18 protein-coding genes and 3 pseudogenes are annotated in these 16,680 nt (G+C 52.0%); 16 read left to right on the top strand and 5 right to left on the bottom strand.

The features are described 5' to 3' along the window. Positions 1–3 precede the first annotated feature (3 nt). From pheT to selO, 8 genes are all read left to right on the top strand, one after another. Positions 4–2,391 carry a phenylalanine--tRNA ligase subunit beta gene (gene pheT, locus GA0061070_RS11590; RefSeq protein WP_090136289.1) on the top strand — a complete coding sequence of 796 codons (2,388 nt, stop codon included), beginning with the start codon at positions 4–6 and terminating at the stop codon, positions 2,389–2,391. Positions 2,392–2,395: 4 nt separating this feature from the next. Next, complete coding sequence (gene ihfA, locus GA0061070_RS11585) at positions 2,396–2,695, top strand: integration host factor subunit alpha (protein WP_006820203.1); 300 nt, start codon at positions 2,396–2,398, stop codon at positions 2,693–2,695. Positions 2,696–2,794: 99 nt separating this feature from the next. Then, on the top strand, positions 2,795–3,781 hold the full coding sequence (gene btuC / locus GA0061070_RS11580; RefSeq protein WP_090136287.1) for a vitamin B12 ABC transporter permease BtuC: 987 nt from the start codon (positions 2,795–2,797) through the stop codon (positions 3,779–3,781). A 28-nt stretch (positions 3,782–3,809) separates the two neighbouring features. Continuing rightward, the gene (locus tag GA0061070_RS11575; RefSeq protein WP_090136284.1) at positions 3,810–4,361 is read left to right on the top strand and encodes a glutathione peroxidase; all 552 of its coding nucleotides are present in this window, start codon (positions 3,810–3,812) and stop codon (positions 4,359–4,361) included. Next, positions 4,361–5,110 carry a vitamin B12 ABC transporter ATP-binding protein BtuD gene (gene btuD / locus GA0061070_RS11570; protein WP_090136282.1) on the top strand — a complete coding sequence of 250 codons (750 nt, stop codon included), beginning with the start codon at positions 4,361–4,363 and terminating at the stop codon, positions 5,108–5,110. Before GA0061070_RS11575 ends, btuD begins: the two co-directional genes overlap by 1 nt. 78 nt (positions 5,111–5,188) lie before the next feature. Further along, positions 5,189–5,653 carry a C40 family peptidase gene (locus tag GA0061070_RS11565; RefSeq protein WP_090136280.1) on the top strand — a complete coding sequence of 155 codons (465 nt, stop codon included), beginning with the start codon at positions 5,189–5,191 and terminating at the stop codon, positions 5,651–5,653. Between the two features lie 253 nt (positions 5,654–5,906). Further along, the gene (locus tag GA0061070_RS11560) at positions 5,907–6,620 is read left to right on the top strand and encodes an EAL domain-containing protein (protein ID WP_090136278.1); all 714 of its coding nucleotides are present in this window, start codon (positions 5,907–5,909) and stop codon (positions 6,618–6,620) included. Positions 6,621–6,681: 61 nt separating this feature from the next. After that, entirely contained in the window at positions 6,682–8,124 is a 1,443-nt protein-coding gene (gene selO, locus GA0061070_RS11555) for a protein adenylyltransferase SelO (protein ID WP_090136276.1), read from the top strand. Between the two features lie 41 nt (positions 8,125–8,165). Here the strand turns inward: selO and aroH are convergent, their stop codons facing one another. Both aroH and ppsR read right to left on the bottom strand, forming a co-directional pair. Beyond that, the gene (gene aroH / locus GA0061070_RS11550) at positions 8,166–9,212 is read right to left on the bottom strand and encodes a 3-deoxy-7-phosphoheptulonate synthase AroH (RefSeq protein ID WP_090136274.1); all 1,047 of its coding nucleotides are present in this window, start codon (positions 9,210–9,212) and stop codon (positions 8,166–8,168) included. A 521-nt stretch (positions 9,213–9,733) separates the two neighbouring features. Next, on the bottom strand, positions 9,734–10,567 hold the full coding sequence (gene ppsR, locus GA0061070_RS11545) for a posphoenolpyruvate synthetase regulatory kinase/phosphorylase PpsR (RefSeq protein WP_090136272.1): 834 nt from the start codon (positions 10,565–10,567) through the stop codon (positions 9,734–9,736). 328 nt (positions 10,568–10,895) lie between these two features. Here ppsR and ppsA point away from each other — a divergent pair, with 328 nt between their 5' ends. Continuing rightward, on the top strand, positions 10,896–13,274 hold the full coding sequence (gene ppsA / locus GA0061070_RS11540; RefSeq protein WP_090136270.1) for a phosphoenolpyruvate synthase: 2,379 nt from the start codon (positions 10,896–10,898) through the stop codon (positions 13,272–13,274). 157 nt (positions 13,275–13,431) lie between these two features. Here the strand turns inward: ppsA and GA0061070_RS11535 are convergent, their stop codons facing one another. Further along, entirely contained in the window at positions 13,432–13,515 is an 84-nt protein-coding gene (locus tag GA0061070_RS11535) for a pyocin activator PrtN family protein (RefSeq protein ID WP_244153107.1), read from the bottom strand. Continuing rightward, positions 13,512–13,859: pseudogene (locus GA0061070_RS11530) on the bottom strand (recombinase RecT); the annotation flags it as partial. The gene GA0061070_RS11535 and the pseudogene GA0061070_RS11530, both read right to left, overlap by 4 nt. On the opposite strand from GA0061070_RS11530, the pseudogene GA0061070_RS11525 reads away from it, so the two are divergent. The 7 genes and pseudogenes from GA0061070_RS11525 to GA0061070_RS11500 all read left to right on the top strand — a co-directional run. Further along, positions 13,834–14,196 (top strand): annotated as a pseudogene (locus GA0061070_RS11525) (DUF1367 family protein); the annotation flags it as partial. The pseudogenes GA0061070_RS11530 and GA0061070_RS11525 sit on opposite strands and share 26 nt — an antisense overlap. Then, on the top strand, positions 14,196–14,396 hold the full coding sequence (locus GA0061070_RS11520; protein WP_090136268.1) for a hypothetical protein: 201 nt from the start codon (positions 14,196–14,198) through the stop codon (positions 14,394–14,396). The pseudogene GA0061070_RS11525 and the gene GA0061070_RS11520, both read left to right, overlap by 1 nt. Beyond that, complete coding sequence (locus GA0061070_RS11515) at positions 14,389–14,682, top strand: DUF1364 domain-containing protein (protein WP_090136266.1); 294 nt, start codon at positions 14,389–14,391, stop codon at positions 14,680–14,682. Before GA0061070_RS11520 ends, GA0061070_RS11515 begins: the two co-directional genes overlap by 8 nt. Before the next feature lie 46 nt (positions 14,683–14,728). After that, positions 14,729–14,881, top strand: a pseudogene (locus GA0061070_RS25520) (terminase small subunit); the annotation flags it as partial. A 33-nt stretch (positions 14,882–14,914) separates the two neighbouring features. After that, a complete protein-coding gene (locus GA0061070_RS24760) occupies positions 14,915–15,418 on the top strand; it encodes a hypothetical protein (protein WP_139109755.1) in 504 nt (167 codons plus the stop codon). Positions 15,419–15,568: 150 nt separating this feature from the next. Then, entirely contained in the window at positions 15,569–16,036 is a 468-nt protein-coding gene (locus GA0061070_RS11505; RefSeq protein ID WP_090136265.1) for an STM2901 family protein, read from the top strand. Continuing rightward, complete coding sequence (locus GA0061070_RS11500) at positions 16,021–16,362, top strand: DUF1493 family protein (protein ID WP_090136263.1); 342 nt, start codon at positions 16,021–16,023, stop codon at positions 16,360–16,362. The genes GA0061070_RS11505 and GA0061070_RS11500 overlap by 16 nt, the downstream gene beginning before the upstream one ends. 41 nt (positions 16,363–16,403) lie before the next feature. Here the strand turns inward: GA0061070_RS11500 and GA0061070_RS11495 are convergent. Beyond that, on the bottom strand, positions 16,404–16,680 hold a 277-nt coding region (locus GA0061070_RS11495), incomplete at its 5' end, for a transposase (RefSeq protein ID WP_139109754.1).

Genomic DNA, 16,680 nt, shown 5'->3' with positions numbered 1-16,680 from the left:
ACAATGAAATTCAGTGAACTGTGGTTACGCGAATGGGTCAATCCAGCCATTGACAGTGAAGCACTGTCAGAACAAATCACCATGGCTGGGCTGGAAGTGGACGGCGTAGAACCGGTTGCCGGGTCGTTTGATGGTGTTGTGGTCGGTGAAGTAATGGAGTGCGCTCAACACCCGAACGCAGACAAACTGCGTGTGACGAAAGTAAATGTTGGCGGCGATCGCCTGCTGGACATCGTTTGTGGTGCGCCGAACTGCCGTCTGGGCCTGAAAGTCGCCGTGGCGACAGTTGGTGCGGTACTGCCTGGTGATTTCAAAATCAAAGCGGCAAAACTGCGCGGTGAACCGTCGGAAGGTATGCTGTGCTCCTTCTCCGAGCTGGGTATTTCTGACGATCACAGCGGCATTATCGAACTGCCGGCAGATGCGCCGATTGGCACCAATATCCGTGAATACCTAAAACTTGATGATAATACCATTGAAATCAGCGTCACGCCGAACCGTGCAGATTGCTTAGGGATCATCGGTGTCGCGCGCGATGTGGCGGTACTGAACCAGTCTCCGCTGACCGCACCGGAAATCTCGCCGGTTGCTGCGACAATTACCGACACGCTGCCGATCGCAGTGGAAGCTGCAGATGCCTGCCCGCGCTATCTCGGGCGAGTAGTGAAGGGTATCAATGTTAAAGCGCCAACTCCGCTGTGGATGAAAGAGAAGCTGCGTCGCTGTGGTATTCGTTCAATCGATGCTGTCGTGGACGTGACCAACTACGTTTTGCTGGAACTGGGTCAGCCGATGCATGCGTTTGACCGCGATCGCCTGGAAGGCGGCATCGTGGTGCGCATGGCAAAAGAGGGTGAAACCCTGGTGTTATTGGACGGTAGCGAAGCGAAACTGAGTGCAGATACGCTGGTGATTGCCGACCATAACAAAGCGCTGGCGATGGGCGGCATCTTTGGCGGCGAACACTCTGGCGTGAACAGCGAAACTCAGAATGTGCTGCTGGAATGCGCTTTCTTCAATCCGCTCTCTATTACCGGTCGTGCACGACGTCATGGTCTGCACACTGATGCTTCGCATCGTTATGAGCGCGGTGTTGACCCACAATTGCAATACAAAGCCATGGAGCGTGCAACTCGCCTGTTGCTGGATATCTGCGGCGGTGAAGCTGGGCCGATCATTGATGTCACGAACGAAGCTACTCTGCCGAAACGTGCGACCATTCGTCTGCGCCGCAGCAAGCTGGATCGCCTGATTGGTCATCATATTGCCGATGAGCAGGTCAGCGATATCCTTAAGCGCCTTGGTTGCGAAGTCACTGAGGGCCAGGATGAGTGGCTGGCGGTCGCGCCGAGCTGGCGTTTTGATATGGAAATCGAAGAAGATCTGGTGGAAGAAGTGGCGCGTATTTACGGCTACAACAACATTCCGGATGCGCCGGTTCAGGCCAGTCTGGTCATGGGAGAACACCGTGAAGCGGATCTGTCGCTGAAACGTGTGAAAACCATGCTCAACGATAAAGGTTACCAGGAAGTGATCACCTACAGTTTCGTTGATCCGAAATTGCAGCAACTGATCCACCCGGGCGAAGAGGCGTTGATCCTTCCAAGCCCGATCTCCAGCGAAATGTCGGCAATGCGTCTGTCGCTGTGGACTGGTCTGTTGAGCACTATTGTTTATAACCAGAACCGCCAGCAGAGCCGGGTACGTATTTTTGAAACGGGTCTGCGCTTTGTACCTGATACCCAGGCAAATCTTGGTATTCGTCAGGATGTCATGCTGGCGGGTGCCATTTGCGGCAACCGCTATGAAGAACATTGGGATCTGGCGAAAGGCAGCGTGGATTTCTTTGACCTGAAAGGTGATCTGGAATCCGTTCTGGAACTGACGGGCAAATTATCCGCCATTGAATTTCGTGCAGAAACAAATCCGGCGCTCCATCCGGGACAATCTGCGGCGATTTATCTGAAAGATAAACGTATTGGTTTCATTGGTGTTATGCATCCGGAACTGGAGCGTAAGCTTGATCTGAACGGTCGCACTTTGGTATTTGAGCTGGAGTGGAATGCGCTTGCAGACCGCGTGGTTCCTCAGGCTCAGGAGATTTCACGCTTCCCGGCGAACCGTCGCGATATCGCGGTTGTTGTGGCTGAAAATGTGCCTGCAGCAGATGTTTTGGCCGAGTGTAAGAAAGTTGGCGTAAATCAGGTAGTTGGCGTAAACTTATTTGACGTGTACTGCGGTAAGGGCGTAGCGGAGGGGTATAAAAGCCTTGCCATTAGCCTGATCCTTCAGGATACCAGCCGTACACTCGAAGAAGAGGAGATTGCCGCTACCGTTGCCAGATGTGTAGAGGCATTAAAAGAGCGATTCCAGGCATCATTGAGGGATTGAACCTATGGCGCTTACAAAAGCTGAAATGTCAGAATATCTGTTTGATAAGCTCGGGCTTAGCAAGCGGGACGCAAAAGAGCTGGTTGAGCTGTTTTTCGAAGAGATCCGTCGTGCTCTGGAAAACGGTGAACAGGTAAAACTCTCCGGCTTTGGCAATTTCGATTTGCGTGACAAAAATCAACGTCCGGGGCGTAACCCGAAAACGGGCGAAGATATTCCCATTACAGCCCGGCGCGTGGTGACCTTCAGACCCGGTCAGAAGTTAAAGAGCCGTGTTGAAAACGCTTCGCCCAAAGCTGAATGACATGAACTAACTAAAAAGGCCGCGCTGCGGCCTTTTTCCTTTTCAGCGCCCGGCATCAATCATAAAATCAGTCACCTGACTGACGGTAAAACGGTTAACATGCTGGCATACGCTCATCTTCAACAGCAACGAAATCGCCGCTGCCTTGGCGGATTATTGCTGCTTTTATTATTCTCTGTGTTTATTAGCCTCTGCGCGGGCGAGCAATGGATCGCTCCCGGCGGCTGGTTTACTCCTGATGGCCAGCTCTTTGTCTGGCAAATTCGTCTTCCCCGTACGCTGGCGGTAGTGCTGGTGGGTGCTGCGCTGGCGCTCTGTGGTGCAGTGATGCAGGCGCTTTTTGAAAATCCGCTGGCGGAGCCGGGATTGCTTGGGGTCTCAAGCGGCGCGGGTGTCGGTCTGATCGCCGCGGTACTGCTGGGCGGCGGTATGCTGCCTGGCTGGTCGCTGGGCGTGTGCGCCATCGCCGGAGCGCTGATCGTGACGCTTATTCTGCTACGCTTTGCCCGGCGTCATCTCACCACCAGTCGCCTGCTGCTTGCAGGTGTGGCGCTTGGCATCATCTGTACCGCGTTAATGACGTGGGCGGTTTACTTTTCTACCTCATTCGATTTACGCCAGCTTATGTACTGGATGATGGGCGGTTTTGGCGGGGTAGACTGGCAACAAAGCTGGCTGATGGTGGCGTTGTTACCGGCTATGATCTGGGTCTGTTTTCAATCAAAACCGCTGAACGTTTTGGCACTGGGTGAGATATCCGCGCGACAGTTAGGGTTGCCACTGTGGCTGTGGCGAAATTTGCTGGTGGTAGCGACGGGCTGGATGGTAGGCGTCAGCGTTGCTCTGGCGGGAGCTATTGGTTTTATTGGCCTGGTGATCCCGCATATTTTACGTCTCTGCGGGCTGACCGATCACCGGGTGTTGCTTCCTGCTTGCGCGCTGGCGGGTGCGGTGGCGTTATTGTTCGCCGATATTGTTGCCCGACTGACGCTCAGCGCCGCTGAGTTACCCATCGGCGTTGTTACGGCGACGCTGGGTGCGCCAGTGTTTATCTGGTTATTATTAAAGGTCGGGCGCGAAGCCTGAAATTTATAACATCAACGAAGGGTACGCTATGCAACAGGATATTCTGAATACTGAAGTCACGACCATTGATGGCGAACAGACAACACTGGAAGCTTACCGCGGTAAGGTGTTGCTGATCGTCAATGTGGCATCTAAATGCGGCCTGACGCCGCAGTATGAACAACTGGAAAACCTGCAAAAAACGCTCAGTGATGAGGGTTTCACGGTTCTGGGATTCCCCTGCAACCAGTTCCTCGGCCAGGAGCCGGGTTCGGAAGAGGAGATTAAAACTTTTTGCAGCACGACTTATGGTGTGACATTCCCGATGTTCAGCAAAATTGAAGTGAATGGTGACGAGCGTCATCCGCTGTATAAAAAATTGATCGCCGCCGCGCCGTCCGCTGTTGTACCAGAAGGTAGTGGTTTCTATGCGCGTATGGAGAGTAAAGGTCGTGCGCCGAAAGAGCCGGGCGATATTCTATGGAATTTCGAAAAATTCCTCATTGGCCGCGACGGTCTCGTGATCCAGCGTTTCTCGCCGGATATGTCCCCGGAAGATCCGGCGTTGCAACAGGCGGTTAAACAGGCTCTGGTGAAATAATGTCTGCGCTGTTGCAACTGCAAGATGTGGGAGAGTCGGGCAGACTGGGGCCGATTACAGCATCGGTTGATCGGGCGGAGATTTTGCATCTGGTCGGACCAAATGGCGCCGGGAAAAGTACTCTACTTGCCCGGCTTGCTGGTTTATCTGGCGGACAGGGCGAGGTGTTATTGAATAACCGCTCGCTGGAACAATGGCCTTCCCTGGCGCTGGCACAACATCGCGCTTACCTTGCCCAGCAGCAGACCCCGCCCTTTGCCATGCCCGTCTGGCACTATTTGCTGTTGCATCAGCGCGATACTGCGCAAACCCGCTGTCTGGGGCAAATTGCCACTAAGCTTGGGCTGGGTGACAAGCTTAGCCGTAGGGTCAATCAACTTTCTGGCGGTGAATGGCAGCGGGTGAGGCTGGCCGCAGTGATTTTACAGATCCACCCGGAGGTGAATCCCTCAGGGCAGTTGCTGTTGCTGGATGAGCCAATGAATAGCCTTGATGTGGCGCAGCAGGCTGCGCTGGACAAGCTTATAGCAGAGCTGGTAAGCGGTGGAGTGACCGTCGTGATGAGTAGCCATGATCTCAACCATACGCTGCGCCATGCGCAACAGGTGTGGTTACTGAGCGCCGGGCGACTACTGGGTAGTGGCAAACAAGAGGAGGTGTTGACGCCTGCTCATCTGGCGGAAGCGTACGGGATGGCTTTTCGCCGTTTCGACGTGGACGGGCATCGTGTGCTGATCCCAGCGACGTGACGAAAAGGTGACTTGCCACACAACTGATTCACACGGTAAATTGTTACGATAAAAATAAAGTACGAGGCGAGATCCAGAATGCGTATCTGGTTTCTTCTGGTGGCGGCACTGTTGCTTGCAGGATGTAGTTCTCATCGTGCTCCGCCACCTAACCCAAGGTTGTCGGATTCGATCACGGTGATTGCGGACCTGAACGATCAACTGAGCGAGTGGCGAGGTACACCGTATCGCTACGGCGGTATGACGCGTTCAGGTGTTGATTGCTCCGGGTTTGTGATGATGACTTTTCGCGATAAATTTGCGCTTCAGCTACCGCGTGAAACGCGTCTGCAGGCTGAGATCGGCACAAAAATCGACAAAGATGATTTATTGCCTGGCGATCTGGTGTTCTTCAAAACTGGCTCTGGTGAAAGTGGGCTGCATGTTGGAATTTATGATACTGACAATGAATTTATTCATGCTTCCACCAGTCGCGGCGTGATGCGTTCTTCACTGGATAACGTCTATTGGCGGAAAAATTTTTGGCAGGCGCGGCGTATTTAAGAGTCGGCCAGGCGCGGTAAAAATTCGTTAAACCAGGATATTTCCACTAATTATCTTTTATAATATTAAATACCATAAGTGGACGTTGAATCTGGCGAAAAGACTATTAGTGAGCTGCCCAATCCTAATCAAGGAGAAGCCAAATATAGAATGGGATAAAAATGAAGTTAGCCTCACTAAAAGCATTACGCCTGGAATTCATCTACTTGTGTTTAGCCATGCCTGATATCACCCACAACGCGGGACTGGCACGATGATGATTCTGCTTGATGATACATATCGCCCGGAGCTTTTATTACAGCCAGCGAGGAAGAGTAACGGAACGCTTCAGGGGCTGGAAGTTATCGTTAACTTTGTGGGGATAGACAGTAACGTCCGTGCCCCGTCAGAGCTAGTTTCCCCGCGCCTGAAACTCGATGAAACCCTGCAACTCTTTAGGGAGCAACTGGCGCTGATAGAGGCCTGCCAGCTTTTTTTATTACAACATCAATTAATCGTCTGGATTAATATTTCTCCGGTTATTGCTGGAGCCTTACTTACCAACGAGGAACTGGCTGCCAGCGTGGCTAAATTTCCCTTTCTGGAATTTACCGTAAATGAGAATTTCCCCAACTTCAATAAAGGAGAAGAGGATCCTTCTCTGTCTCTACTGGCGAAACAATATCCGCTGGTACTGGCAAATTTTGGTGTGGGAACGTCATCGACTAAAGCCATTTTTGACGGGCTATTTAAACGGGTCACGTTAGATAAAAATTTTGTTCAGCATCGATTAGCTTCTCCGTCGTTTGAACCTTTTATGCGCGCGATCGTTTCACAGATAAGCCCCTATTGTCAGTCGATGATGATCGCGGGTATTGATGACGAATCTGCCCTGAAGCGGGCGGAACCTTTTCACTTCAGCGCAATGCAAGGGGCATTATGGCCACCGGTCACCGCTGCACAGATCACATCTCTTATTCACTCATAGCCCTGCTTTTCGCCGGTGTTTAAACCTGATTGTTGGCACTACACTAAAGACAGGAGGAATCATGACCCTGTCTTTTACTACCCGCTGGCGTGATGAACTGCCAGAATTTTACACAGCATTATCTTCGACACCACTACACAATGCCCGTCTGATCTGGCATAACGCGCCACTGGCGCAGGAGCTGGGTGTGGAGAATGCGCTTTTTCATCCCGAATCGGGTGCCGGTGTCTGGGGCGGCGAAGCATTGCTGCCCGGCATGTCGCCGCTGGCGCAAGTCTACAGCGGGCATCAGTTTGGTGTCTGGGCCGGGCAACTGGGCGATGGGCGCGGGATCCTGCTCGGTGAACAACAATTGCCGGATGGCACTACCCGCGACTGGCATCTGAAAGGCGCGGGGTTGACGCCTTATTCACGTATGGGCGACGGACGTGCAGTTTTGCGTTCGACCATCCGTGAAAGTCTGGCATCAGAGGCGATGCACTACCTTGGCATTCCGACGACCCGTGCACTGAGCATTGTTACCAGCGATACGCCGGTCATGCGAGAAAGCCGCGAACAGGGTGCCATGCTGATGCGCATCGCTGAAAGCCATCTTCGTTTCGGGCATTTTGAGCATTTTTATTATCGTCGCGAACCGCAGAAAGTACGCCAACTGGCCGACTTTGCCATCCGCCACCACTGGCCGCATTTGCAGACTGAATCCGATAAGTACGTGCTGTGGTTCTACGATATTGTCCGGCGTACTGCTATGCTGATTGCCCGCTGGCAGGCGGTCGGTTTTGCGCACGGCGTGATGAATACCGACAACATGTCGATCCTCGGACTGACCATTGATTACGGTCCCTTTGGCTTCCTCGACGATTATCAGCCGTCATTTGTCTGCAATCATTCGGATTACCAGGGGCGTTATAGCTTCGATAATCAACCCGCAGTGGCTTTGTGGAACCTGCAACGGCTGGCACAGTCGCTGTCGCCATTTATTGATATTGAGGCGCTGAACAGTGCGCTGGATGATTATCAACATCAGCTGCTGACAGAATATGGCATGCTGATGCGCGGTAAGCTTGGTTTCCTCACGCAGCAGCAGGGCGATAACCAGCTTCTGACGGAACTGTTTTCACTGATGGCGCGGGAAGGGAGTGATTATACGCGTACCTTCCGCCTGCTTAGCCAGACGGAGCAGCAGAGCGCCTCTTCGCCGCTGCGCGATGAATTTATCGATCGCGCGGCATTTGACAGTTGGTTTGCGCTGTACCGGATGCGTCTGCAACAGGAGCAGGTTGATGATGCACAGCGGCAACAGCAGATGTCCGGCGTGAATCCGGCACTGGTGTTGCGCAACTGGTTGGCACAGCGGGCGATTGATGCGGCTGAGAAAGGCGACGCCACTGAACTGACACAGCTACATGAAGCGCTGCGCCAGCCGTTCCGCGATCGTGACGATGATTATGTCAGCCGCCCACCGGACTGGGGAAAGCGACTGGAAGTCAGTTGTTCAAGTTGAACAGGTTTATGAGGAGCCCGCCGGCTGGCGGCGGGATGCGATCAAAGGCGAGTGGCGACGGCGGCCGCCAGTTTTTCCAGCAGGAATTTACTGTCGTCCCAACCCAGGCAAGGATCGGTAATGGATTGCCCGTAAACCAGCGGCTGGCCGCTGACAATTTTCTGCGTGCCTTCCTGCAGGAAGCTTTCTACCATCACACCAGCGATGGCGGTCGAACCGTTACGGATCTGCGAACAAACATTGTCACAGACATCAAGTTGACGTCGATGTTGCTTCTGGCAGTTGCCGTGACTGAAATCCACCACCAGGTATTCCGGCAGATCAAATTCGCTCAGCGTATCGCAGGCATTGACGATATCTTCGGCGTAATAGTTTGGCGTTTTACCGCCACGCATAATGATATGCCCGTAAGGATTACCGCTGGTTTGATAGATGGTCATCTGCCCGGATTTATCCGGTGAGAGGAACATATGGCTGGCGCGGGAAGCGCGGATCGCATCCACCGCGATGCGGGTATTGCCATCGGTGCCGTTTTTAAAACCGACCGGGCAGGAGAGCGCCGATGCCATTTCACGGTGGATCTGGCTTTCCGTCGTGCGCGCACCAATCGCGCCCCAGCTAATCAGATCGGCTATAAATTGCCCTGTCACCATGTCGAGAAATTCAGTCGCCGTCGGCACGCCCAGTTCGTTGACCTGAAGCAACAGTTTGCGCGCCAGTTCGAGACCATGATTAACACGATAGCTGCCATTCAGGTCAGGATCGGAGATCAGTCCCTTCCAGCCAACAACTGTGCGCGGTTTTTCAAAATAGGTGCGCATCACGATCTCGAGCTGGGCGTGATGTTTCTCACGCAGCGTCTGCAAGCACTGTGCGTAATCTACCGCCGCATCAAGATCGTGGATAGAGCAGGGGCCAATAATCACCAGTAAGCGGCGATCTTCGCCATTGAGGATTTTTTCTATTCGCCGCCGGGATGCAACAACATGTTCGGCGACCTCAGGTTTAACGGGATAACGCTGCGCCAGTTCAGCCGGTGTCACCAGGCTGTCGATGCGCGCAGTGCGAAGCTCATCGGTCTTGTTCATCAAACGTCTCAAAATTAGGTGCTTCAGCGGCAGGAATACCGGAAGTGATGCGCACACCATAAACCAATCGCGGCTTATTTCAAGTATGGCCGTGAGGCACATTACTTCAGTGGTAGCTATCATAGCGCGTTATGAATCATTGTACTAGCTTATTAGTACAAGGGCGCAAATGACACTCTGTAAATGAGTCTATTTTGAGCACAGCTTTGCTGTGATTTGTCTTCTACAGGGAGAGCGTCTGTTGAGTCAGGTATCCTTTATTTTTCAATTGGACATGAGCAGGCGGTGAGTAGTTGGCGTAGGGTTCCTTTGCCTCTCTCCGCTTCTGTTATTTATCTAATGGCAACCCATTAAATTACTAATGATCTCGCATTGTTAAAATACGTATAAGAGCCTAATGGGATAGACTCTAAGTGACATTTCCCTCGATATGTCACTTAGTTTGATATGTCCGCAAATACCGCTTTCTGTCTTCATGCCGCTGGCTTTTGGGGACATACGCAGCACCTGTCCGTGAGCCACTAATACATGCGGCGGTTCAGCCCCATAATGTCGAGCATTTTGGTTGCAATCTCTTCAACTGAGTAGTTGGTACTGTTCAGACAGGGAATCTGATTTTTGCGGTAAAGCGCTTCCACTTCCGCCACTTCCATGCGGCACTGTCGCAAAGAAGCGTACCGACTGTTCTCCCGCCGCTCTTCACGAATCGCAGCAAGACGCTCCGGATTAATGGTCAGACCAAATAATTTATGTTGCAATGGTTTTAACGCGGCCGGAAGCACCAGGTTATCCATATCATCGGCAATAAAAGGATAATTCGCGGCGCGAATACCAAATTGCATCGCCAGATAGAGGCTGGTTGGGGTTTTTCCACAGCGCGATACGCCCAGTAAAATGACCTGAGCCTGATCGAGATTGCGCAACGAAATACCGTCATCATGTGCCAGTGTGTAATCAATTGCGGCAATACGCGCATCATATTTAGTTAAATTACCCGGATTAAGCCCGTGCGTGCGATGTGCAATGGGGGTCGGATCGAGCTTTAATTCCTGCTGTAATGGGGCAACCAGCGCCTGAACAATGTCCTGACAAAATCCTTCGCTTTGCAAAATAATGGAGCGAATTTCGGGTATCACAATAGAATAAAAAACTAATGGACGGCTACCCGTTTGCTGATAGATAGCATCAATCTGATCTTTGACGGCGCGGGCGCGGCTCTCGTTTTCCACGAAAGGCAAGGTAATGCTGCTGATGGTGACCGGAAATTGTGACATCACCGCATGGCCCAATACTTCAGCGGTGATAGCGGTTCCATCAGAAATATAAAACACATGGCGATCAACAGAACTGTCCATTTAACTCATCCTGACTTTCATACGTAATTCCGTGAAAGCATAAATTAAAATCCTCACTGTGCGTATCTCCTTTTTCTCATTTTAAAATGAAATGCTATTTTTATTTTTTATGAACTGCATGGTTCACTTTTTTAATGTCACATAAAAAATGAGGTTATTCTAAAAAGAAATATTCCCACCGCGTGATTTATTGGTGCGAATCTGTCCGAAAAACCATAATCTGAAATTGCTTACACGATTCACCGTTTTTTCCGGTGAATTAATTATGCCAGGATTAACACGCAGTCTGAGATTTTACCCATTCATATATCACAAAAGGATTGTTTCGATGTCCAACAATGGCTCGTCTCCGCTGGTGCTTTGGTATGACCAACTCGGCATGAATGATGTAGACAGAGTTGGGGGCAAAAATGCCTCCCTTGGTGAAATGATTACTAACCTGTCAGGCGTGGGTGTTTCCGTGCCGAATGGGTTCGCGACCACCGCCGATGCGTTTAACCAGTTCCTTGAACAGAGCGGCTTAAATCAACGTATTTATGCGCTGCTGGATAACACGGATATTGACGATGTCTCTGAGCTGGCGAAAGCTGGCGCACAGATCCGCCAGTGGATTGTCGACACGCCTTTCCAGCCGGCGCTGGAAAAAGCGGTTCAAGATGCGTATGCAAAATTGTCGGAAGATGACGCGCAGGCCTCGTTTGCCGTACGCTCCTCAGCTACGGCGGAAGATATGCCGGATGCCTCTTTCGCCGGTCAGCAAGAAACATTCCTCAATGTTCAGGGCTATGACGCCGTGCTGGTAGCAGTTAAACATGTCTTTGCCTCGCTGTTTAACGACCGTGCTATCTCTTACCGCGTGCATCAGGGTTATGACCACCGAGGCGTGGCGCTTTCTGCGGGCGTACAGCGTATGGTGCGTTCGGACATCGGCGCTTCCGGGGTGATGTTCTCCATTGACACCGAATCTGGCTTCGACCAGGTGGTATTTATCACCTCTGCGTGGGGGCTGGGTGAGATGGTGGTGCAGGGCGCGGTCAACCCGGATGAGTTTTACGTGCATAAACCGACGTTGGCGGCTGGCCGTCCGGCGATTGTACGCCGCACTATGGGTTCGAAAAAAATCCGCATGATTTATGCGCCAACGCAGGAACACGGCAAACAGGTACAGATTGAAGATGTGCCGCAGGCCGATCGCGATCGCTTCTCGCTAAGCGATGCCGATGTGCAGGCGCTGGCTAAACAGGCGGTGCAAATTGAAAAACACTATGGTCGTCCAATGGATATTGAATGGGCGAAAGACGGCCATACTGGCAAGTTATTCATCGTGCAGGCGCGTCCGGAAACGGTACGCTCCCGCGGGCAGGTGATGGAACGCTACACGCTGCATGCGCAAGGGCGAATCATCTCTGAAGGTCGTGCAATCGGTCATCGTATCGGTGCCGGTACGGTCAAAGTGATCCATGACATCAGCGAAATGAACCTGATTGAAGCGGGCGATGTGCTGGTCACCGATATGACTGACCCCGACTGGGAACCGATCATGAAGAAGGCGGCGGCGATTGTCACCAACCGTGGCGGTCGAACCTGCCATGCGGCGATTATTGCCCGTGAATTGGGGATCCCCGCAGTAGTCGGTTGCGGTGATGCCACTGAACGTATCAAGACCGGCGAAAAAGTGACTGTCTCCTGTGCTGAAGGCGACACTGGTTATGTGTATGCCGATCTGCTCGATTTCAGTGTGAAAAGCTCCAGCGTCGATACCATGCCGGATCTGCCGCTGAAGATTATGATGAACGTCGGGAACCCGGATCGCGCCTTTGATTTCGCCTGTTTGCCGAACGAAGGCGTCGGGCTGGCGCGCCTCGAATTTATCATTAACCGCATGATTGGCGTCCACCCGCGCGCGTTGCTGGAGTTTGATGATCAGGAAGCGAAACTGCAAAGTGAAATTCGCGAGATGATGAAAGGCTTTGACTCGCCAGTTGAGTTTTACGTCGGTCGTCTTACGGAAGGGATTTCCACGCTGGGCGCGGCGTTCTGGCCGAAACGCGTGATTGTGCGTTTATCGGATTTTAAATCGAACGAATACGCCAACCTGGTCGGCGGCGAGCGTTATGAGCCGGAAGAAGAGAACCCGATGCTCGGTTTCCGTGGCGCGGGTCGTTATGTGGCTGACAGTTTCCGCGACTGCTTTGCGCTCGAATGCGAGGCGGTAAAACGCGTGCGCAACGAGATGGGGCTGACAAACGTTGAGATCATGATCCCGTTCGTTCGTACTGTGGAGCAGGCGAAAGCCGTGGTTGATGAACTTGCGCGCCAGGGGTTGAAACGCGGTGAGAACGGGTTGAAGATCATTATGATGTGCGAAATCCCGTCCAATGCATTGCTGGCGGAGCAGTTCCTTGAGCACTTTGATGGTTTCTCGATTGGTTCCAACGATATGACGCAGCTTACGTTGGGTCTCGATCGCGACTCCGGCGTGGTTTCCGAACTGTTCGATGAACGCAATGAGGCGGTGAAAGCCCTGCTGTCGATGGCTATCCGCGCAGCGAAAAAACACGGCAAATATGTCGGTATCTGCGGTCAGGGGCCGTCAGATCACGAAGATTTCGCCGCCTGGCTGATGGAGGAGGGGATCGACAGTCTGTCGCTGAATCCGGACACCGTGGTGCAGACGTGGCTCTCACTTGCTGAACTGAAAAAATAACGCACTGAAGGAAATCCCCGACACAATGTCGGGGTTTATTATATATTTATCATTTCCTTATGCTTGCATGGGGTGCTTATGGGGTGCCGGGCTGTGATAAAATATAAAAGAATAATATCAAACAATACGAAAAAGCCGGGCTAAGCCCGGCATGTCACTAGCTGTTCATTTGTTTAAAAAGTTCTCTTCCTGCCGCCCTTTGTTTCTCTATGTAATCGGCGAGATCCTGAATATGAATCATCCGCGGTGCTTTCTGGCTTTTTTCGCCTCGTTAATCTGATTACCGACAGCAGTCGCAGCCTCCAGTGTTTCAGCGGCATCAATGCGCGCGCGGAATGCCTCTGCTTTGGTTTCCTGTCCATTAGTGTTATCGATCGCCGTCTGATTTTGTTGCTCGCTCTCAGTAATCTCCTGGACGCTTACGCGTGGTGCCGGGTCTGGGTTGATGATTCTTTCCTGACGATCTTCAAGCTCATCCGGTGTGTATACGCCAGGGATCACATCCGGGCAGAAGAGTCGCGCCCAGCGCTTAACCGCAAGGTAAGCAAGCTGCTGGCGTGGATCATCCGCCTTCCTCGCATCGTTCGGCGGCAACGAGTCCGCACTGTTGGATGCTGCTGAGCAGTATCTGGCGCAGGTCGCAAATCGCCGCATCACCAACGGGATCAGCCTCTGCAAATCCTTCGATGCGTACCGCGCGTGGGTGACTGTAGAAGCAGGGCATTATGACGCCATCGAGCTACCAGACGGCACCCTCCGGAAACACCCCCGCAGCATCGCCTTTGGCAATATGGATGAAACAGAATTCCAGCAGCTCTACAAAGCCGCGCTGGATGTCCTCTGGTGCTGGATATTGTCCAGTTCATTTAGCTCGCAGCAAGAAGCAGAAAACGCTGCATCTCAACTGATGAGCTTCGCGTGATGATGACCAGAAAGAGCTGGTTCCAGCACACCGAATGCACCACTCAACAGGCCGACGAACTGGTGGAACAATACCGGTGCCGCGGCGTTGAAGTTCAGCGCAGCCTGAATCCCGATTTCATCACCTGGACTGTCAGCGCCAGGCTTCCCGAACAACAAAACGGTAAACGCGGTCGCCCGTGGGGAGGTCGCCTTGGCTGATTTACGCAAAGCGGCGCACGGCCGTGAATGTCAGGTTCGTATCCCCGGTATCTGTAGCGGTAATCCCGAAACAAGCGTGCTGGCACATTACTGCCTGGCGGGAACCTGCGGCACGGGAATTAAGCCGGATGATACACAGGCGGCGATCGCCTGTAGCTGCTGCCATGATGTCATCGACGGGCGCGTAAAAACCGAATACAGCCGCGACGAGTTGCGACTCATGCACGCTGAAGGCGTAATGCGCACGCTTGCCATCTGGAAGAAAGAGGGGTTGGTGAAAACATGACAGCCGCCGAAAAACACTGCTACGAAAAAGAATCCATCTTCCGCGCATTGAGTTTGAGGAAGCCGGTGCAGAGGCAAAGGAAAAGAAAAAAGCCGCTCCGCGTGATGACGGAGGCTACGGGTTTGATGCCACCCTTGATCCGAATCCCGAATGCCCTCTCTGTAACGGTATGGGGGTAAGCAGGGCATTTTTTCACGATATCGTTTATGCGGATCCAACCACTGATTATGACATGACCGGCGCCACCATTCCGGCGCTGACCCTTTCGCGAACATCCGAAAGCGCCACACAGAACGCCTGGAAAATAAACAAACTGGTTATTCCCCTGAAAATAAACCTCGCCTCCAGTAATACGGATGTGGACTGGTCAGCGCTGGATATCATTGCCATCGATACGCAGGAGGTGCTGCCCTTTGGCGTCTGGTCCACGGGTACATCGGATGAGATGTGGACTAAGGTAGAGCTTAAAGATGGCGTGGTGACCAATACCCGGATGAATGGGGTAACCGTTGCGGTTAACCCGTCCAACTACTGTCCACCGCCGCGCGACTGGATAAGCCAGTTATCATCCAGCAGTACCGGCACAGAGATGTATATCAAATACGGATGGTATGATTATACGGCCTTTTATGGCAGGCAGATCGGTATCCGCTGGCGCTGGCACAGCCAGCAGAATGGGAAGTATTACGAGTATATTTTCACGAACGGAAATATGATCCTGAACGCGCCAGGTTAATTTTCCTGGCCCGTTCAGGGGACGCCTGAAGGAAGGTCTTATTGCTGGTAGCTGGTGCGTAACATTCCGAATTGTCCTCGTCATGACTGGACCAGGCATTCATTATCGGTCAGTATTTTCAGACTCAGGTTTGACAAGGGATAAATACTGGTGGATACAGTTGAAGAGCTTAATGGAACTTACTTTTATCACGGACATACTAATGTATCCGCTGGTGAGTTGTTTAACCTTATATTCCTTGAGAATTTTGCGGACAGTTTTGGTTTAGATGTTGCATCTGCTGCAATGGTTCTTATCGGCCAGCCATACATACCGGTTTCGGGGAAGCTGGCGGCGAGGCAAAATACACCGGGAACCAGCATTGCCTCAATCGTCAGCAGGAAGATTTTAAGAGATGCCCGTTTCCCATTCGGCTGGCGGCCACTGGCACCCGTGGGGAAACTCCGTTCTCTTAAAATGGTTCCATCGAATAAGGTTGCTACCTTTGTTGGTAGGTATATTCCTTACGTTGGGTACGCGATGGCCTTAGTGGCTGTCCAGCAGGTGATGAGCAAAACACGAACACAATACAATCTCATAGCCAGACCTCAGGACCGCATTCAATGGACGTATTTCTAATGGCCGATCGCGATTTCGAAAAAGAAGTAATTGATTATCTGATGGAACGCTACCCCATCAGATCGCACTGGTTTAAGCCCGGATACAAGCAAATTACCAAAGACTGGACGCTTAACGATGATTTTCGGCTTGTTCCGGAAGATGCGGAAGATATGCTCCTGGACGTGTTCACTCATTTCAATATTGATTACAGCGACATGGATACCCGTAACTATATTGAATATGAGTACCCGTTCTGGCAGAAAAAACCAGAGATAGAAATAAAACCACTAACGGTAGCAATGATTATTGAATCGGCCAAAGCGGGTCGCTGGTTGTATGACTGACAACACGAGAGCGTTCAGAATTCTGTGTCACGTTAAAAACTCTACAACGTCATCACGCTATTCAGACGTCCGTCAAAATAAATGGCTAACTGAGACAATGTCAAATTCCAGCTCTGAATGGGCATTGTCCATTTTTCCTGTGCGTTCATCAGCCCCAGATAAAGCAGCTTCAGCAGACTGTTTTCGTTAGGGAAGGCCCCTTTGGTTTTCGTCAGCTTTCTGAACTGGCGATGCACCGATTCGATGACATTTGTGGTGTAAATAACCTTACGGATATTTGCCGGATAGCGGAAGTAAGCCGACAGATTTTCCCACTTC

Origin of the sequence: Kosakonia oryziphila, from assembly GCF_900094795.1 — a bacterium.
Lineage (GTDB): Bacteria > Pseudomonadota > Gammaproteobacteria > Enterobacterales > Enterobacteriaceae > Kosakonia > Kosakonia oryziphila.
The sequence above is the reverse complement of the archived record's forward strand: the minus strand, read 5'-3'. Positions and strand labels throughout refer to the sequence as shown.

Coding starts and splice junctions, on each gene's coding strand:
- btuD (WP_090136282.1), top strand. CDS start 4,361: ATGTCTGCGCTGTTGCAACTGCAAGATGTGGGAGAGTCGGGCAGACTG.
- GA0061070_RS11535 (WP_244153107.1), bottom strand. CDS start 13,515: ATGATTCATATTCAGGATCTCGCCGATTACATAGAGAAACAAAGGGCG.
- ppsR (WP_090136272.1), bottom strand. CDS start 10,567: ATGGACAGTTCTGTTGATCGCCATGTGTTTTATATTTCTGATGGAACC.
- GA0061070_RS11575 (WP_090136284.1), top strand. CDS start 3,810: ATGCAACAGGATATTCTGAATACTGAAGTCACGACCATTGATGGCGAA.
- GA0061070_RS11565 (WP_090136280.1), top strand. CDS start 5,189: ATGCGTATCTGGTTTCTTCTGGTGGCGGCACTGTTGCTTGCAGGATGT.
- pheT (WP_090136289.1), top strand. CDS start 4: ATGAAATTCAGTGAACTGTGGTTACGCGAATGGGTCAATCCAGCCATT.
- selO (WP_090136276.1), top strand. CDS start 6,682: ATGACCCTGTCTTTTACTACCCGCTGGCGTGATGAACTGCCAGAATTT.
- GA0061070_RS24760 (WP_139109755.1), top strand. CDS start 14,915: ATGACCGGCGCCACCATTCCGGCGCTGACCCTTTCGCGAACATCCGAA.
- aroH (WP_090136274.1), bottom strand. CDS start 9,212: ATGAACAAGACCGATGAGCTTCGCACTGCGCGCATCGACAGCCTGGTG.
- GA0061070_RS11500 (WP_090136263.1), top strand. CDS start 16,021: ATGGACGTATTTCTAATGGCCGATCGCGATTTCGAAAAAGAAGTAATT.
- ppsA (WP_090136270.1), top strand. CDS start 10,896: ATGTCCAACAATGGCTCGTCTCCGCTGGTGCTTTGGTATGACCAACTC.
- btuC (WP_090136287.1), top strand. CDS start 2,795: ATGCTGGCATACGCTCATCTTCAACAGCAACGAAATCGCCGCTGCCTT.
- ihfA (WP_006820203.1), top strand. CDS start 2,396: ATGGCGCTTACAAAAGCTGAAATGTCAGAATATCTGTTTGATAAGCTC.
- GA0061070_RS11520 (WP_090136268.1), top strand. CDS start 14,196: ATGATGACCAGAAAGAGCTGGTTCCAGCACACCGAATGCACCACTCAA.
- GA0061070_RS11560 (WP_090136278.1), top strand. CDS start 5,907: ATGATGATTCTGCTTGATGATACATATCGCCCGGAGCTTTTATTACAG.